This window comes from Longimicrobium sp. (assembly GCF_036554565.1).
Classification (GTDB): domain Bacteria; phylum Gemmatimonadota; class Gemmatimonadetes; order Longimicrobiales; family Longimicrobiaceae; genus Longimicrobium.
Genome location: NZ_DATBNB010000095.1, coordinates 1 through 3735, shown reverse-complemented (window position 1 = coordinate 3735; position 3735 = coordinate 1). Strand labels below are relative to the sequence as shown.

The 3735-nt window shown below is 68.2% G+C and carries 4 protein-coding genes; 3 read left to right on the top strand and 1 reads right to left on the bottom strand.

Annotation, left to right across the window (positions count from 1 at the left end; all coding sequences use genetic code 11):
• Positions 1 to 379, top strand: a 379-nt coding sequence (locus tag VIB55_RS02585) for a hypothetical protein (protein ID WP_331875103.1), incomplete at its 5' end; no start/stop codon positions are given.
• Between the two features lie 642 nt (positions 380 to 1021).
• Complete coding sequence (locus tag VIB55_RS02580; protein WP_331875102.1) at positions 1022 to 1651, top strand: hypothetical protein; 630 nt, start codon at positions 1022 to 1024, stop codon at positions 1649 to 1651.
• A gap of 123 nt (positions 1652 to 1774) precedes the next feature.
• Here the strand turns inward: VIB55_RS02580 and VIB55_RS02575 are convergent, their stop codons facing one another.
• Positions 1775 to 2908: a carboxypeptidase regulatory-like domain-containing protein gene (locus VIB55_RS02575; RefSeq protein WP_331875101.1), complete on the bottom strand. Its 1134-nt coding sequence runs from the start codon at positions 2906 to 2908 to the stop codon at positions 1775 to 1777.
• 148 nt (positions 2909 to 3056) lie between these two features.
• Here VIB55_RS02575 and VIB55_RS02570 point away from each other — a divergent pair.
• On the top strand, positions 3057 to 3735 hold a 679-nt coding region (locus tag VIB55_RS02570), incomplete at its 3' end, for a multicopper oxidase domain-containing protein (protein ID WP_331875100.1).

Sequence of the window (3735 nt, the reverse complement as noted above, 5' to 3'; positions counted from 1 at the left end):
CTGGCTGGACATAGGCCGCACTCCGGACGGATGCCATGCGATCCGGCGGGTGCTTCGCCACCTGGACGGCTTGCCGGCAGAGGAACGTCTTGGCGGTTGGGCGGTGACCGCGCGCGGTCTCGCGGCGGACGCGGGGGCAATCGAGAAGGCGCGGCGGGCGTGGGATCGTGCCTATGCGCTCATCGCCCGGGCAGCGCCGGATAAGGCCGTTCCGGCCGCCATCGACCTGGCTCACGCCGCGACGCTGCTGGGTGACGCCCGGCGATTGGCAACCGTGCAGGCGATCGCGCTCGGCGTCGCTCCCGCGCACGACTACGTCCGCGTGCGCACCCTGCTCGGCGAGATCGGGGCCGAGTCACGGAGGCCGGACGGAGCCTGACGCCACCGACTTAGATATTGCTGGCGCTGTCGGTGCGGTGCTCTACAGTTTGCGCTACAACCGTGACTCTTTCACCAAACGAGGTCTTCACATGAGGCGAATCGGATCACTGTGCGTAATCTGCTCGCTTGCTCTTCTCATCCCAGCGTGTACCGATACCCCGACGACGCTCGAAGCAGGGAAGCCGAGCATGGATAACGGCGGCAGCTACGGTTCCGGCGGAAGAGCCCCGGACAGTGATGCGGAAACCGTGTCGGACTCCCCTCTCGTGAGCGCCTCACGCGCAACCGTTCTCTGCAACGGCGGCAGTTACGGATCTGGGGGGCGGAGCGAAACGTGTGGCGAGGACGGCAGCTGAATCAGCGGCTTACCGAACGTCGTAAGAGCCTCGGTCACTTCGGCTGGGGCTCGGTGCCTTCCCCAGTCGACGCTTGCCACCCAAGGCCAGATGCCGCTCTGGCGCGTGGCACCTGGAGTCCGCACAGGGATGGGCGCGACGGGCCGGGCGCTCTCCGCCGTGTCGAAACTTTACCGTCGGCCGCCGGTTCCCTTGCCCGGACGGCCGTCCCCTCCGTCACGCTGGCCTGGTCTGGTGCGTTTACGGGAACGTCCTTCCACCCACCATCCCCGGAGACATCGTCCATGCGTGTGTACCTCCTGCTCCCCGCGTTCGCCCTGGCGCTGGTCGCCTCGCCCGTACGCGGACAGGCACAAGCCCTTGCGCTCAGCGCACGCGACACCGCCGGCCCCGCGGCATCGGGCGTGGCGAACCAGCCCCGGCCCAAGAGCCGCTCTCGAGCGCAGGTGCTGGCCCTGGGGCATACCCTGGTCGCGACGGGCACGGGGGCGGCGCTGATGAACCAGGGGGTAGAATCGCAGTGGAAGGGCGACGTGGGGTACTGGCTCTTCGCGTACGGAACGCTGATCGCGCCATCCGCGGGGAACTTCTACGCAGGCGACGCGCGCCGCACGTCGTTGGGCCTCCAGATCCGCGGCGCCGGGGCGACGCTCGTCCTGGGCTCCGTGATCAGCCAGATCCTGACTTCGCCGGAGTTCGACATGGACAATCCAGAGGGTGGAGACCTGCACTGGGATGCGGTGAACGTGATGGGCAGCGGCCTTATGATCGGGGGCGCCGCCTACAGCATCCTCACCGCACCGCGCTCGGTCACCGAGCACAACGAAAAGATGACGCGTGCGCATGCGGTGCGCATCGCGCCGGCCGTAGCCAGCGGGGGCGCGGTGGGAGTGCAGGCAGGCATCAACTTCTGAATTCCGCTCGGCCCGCGCGTCGAGCACGAGACTCCACGTGCCGGCGCTCGTGGCTGACGTGGCCGCGCGGACCGGAGCCGCTGGAAGCGGCGCGGGAGCTGACCTCCCGCGCTCGGGCGGCGCCTATCGGCTCCACCGCCGCCAATCGACGAACTCGCGCGCCTCGAAGTAGTAGCGGCCCCTGGTAGTCTTCCTCCAGAACCGCGTCTGGTGAGCGAGCAGAGCCCGTCCCGTGGCGGGCTCCGGTTGGTAGTAGGACGCCTCGCCGCCCGCATCCTCATCCGGGCGTGGGGTGCGGAACGCCCAGCGGGCCCTCGCCAAGGTTGTATCTCCCGACAATGTCAGGACGCCCTCGATCTGCCCGACCCGTGGCTGCCGGCTTCGCGGGCAGAAGCTGATCATCATCTGGCCGAAGTCCAGGGCTCGATACGTCCAGAAGGCCGTCCGCTCACCGGCCCCCCCAGCCGCGGGCGTGGCATATCCGGAGCGCGCCATTAGCCCAGGTGCGGCCGTGACCAGGGCGCCGGTGGTCCAGCCGTGGCTGGGATGTCCAGTATCGGCCAGGTCGACGTCCTGCCTGGTTTCTGTCCCCTGGCGCACCTCGACGAAGCCGAAGATGAACACGGTATCCGCTTGCTCCGCCCAATAACGGCTGCGCATGCGCTCCCAGAGCATGCGTGCCCGGGGATCTTCCACGTTGGGGCAGAGGCGGCGCGGAGCGGTCGAGACGATCACGGGAGCCAGCGCCAGGGGAGCCGCCTGCAAGACTACCTGGACGCTTGAATCGTGGGAGGTAAGCGCCAGTGTTCGGGTGCGATAGCCCATCCCCCGGAAGCTCAGGAAAACAGCCTCCGATCCCTGGGGACGGCGGGAGATGGTGAAGCGCCCCTGCTCATCCGTCTGTACGCTCTCCACGGATCGGCCACCAACCCACGCTACGACGACCACCCCGGAGACAGGTCGCCCGGATGGCTCGATCACCGCGCCGTGAACCTGGCTCGCAGCGGGCGCAACGAGCACCATGGTGAGGACGATGGCGATGGGAAGGAAGGATCGGCCACGAGGGCGAACCCACGACACCCGTCGGTGAAGGATCGGAGAAATTCGCAAGGACCCGGGGCCGAAAAGGAGGTTGATTCCGCCAGAATGGGATCTCTTCGGAACGTAACGTTCATCTGCATTGCCGCCAATCCCGTCCGGATGAGTGGTTGTGTCTTGTCCGCGCTTCGCCGGTTGAATGTCCTGGACGGTGAGCACGTGCGCTCCTGCGCGCTGCAGAAACCACACTGATCAGGGGATATCCGGTTTCCGTAGATGGAGTGGCTCCTTGTGCGCCGGCCGCTCGTGTCTGATCATTGAAAAGGTAAAATGTGGAGGATTTGCCCCCTGCTCCCAAAGGCCTGCCATGACCGGACGAGCCGCGCTCCTGTGTGCCCTGGCCGCGGCGATGGTCCTTCCGCAGCAGCTTCATGCGCAGCGGGCAGATCGTGGCCAGCTTCCCGTGGCGCGTGCGAACGACAACCGCAGCCCGGGGGGACGCGCAACCGCTGAGGGACTCACCGTCACCCTGACCGCGCGGGTGGGGCGATGGTACCCGGACGGCAGCCGCCGGCCCGCCGCCCTCGTGGTGCCGGCGTTCGCCGAAGGCGAGGGCGTTCCGCGGATTCCCGGTCCCCTCATTCGCGTACGATCCGGTACGCGGGTGCGGGTAACCGTCCGGAACGCGCTCGACGGAGCGCTCGCGGGGTCTCCCCTCGTGGTGCACGGCCTGCACGCCCGGCCGGGCGCAGCGGACACCCTCCGGGTGGAGCCCGGGCACTCACGCGTCGTCAGCTTTCAGGCAGGTGCGCCGGGGACGTACCACTACTGGGCCAGCACGTCCGATACGGCGACCATCGACGCGCGGAACGGGATCGACAGCCAGCTTTCCGGGGCCATCGTGGTGGATCCGGCGGAGGGGCCCATCCCCACTGACCGCGTGTTCGTCCTGGGCCGCATGCAGCTCCCCGCCCAGGGCGAAGGCGCCACTCGCCAGCCCGAGCGCTTCGTCGTGACGATCAACGGCCTTTCGTGGCCGCACACGG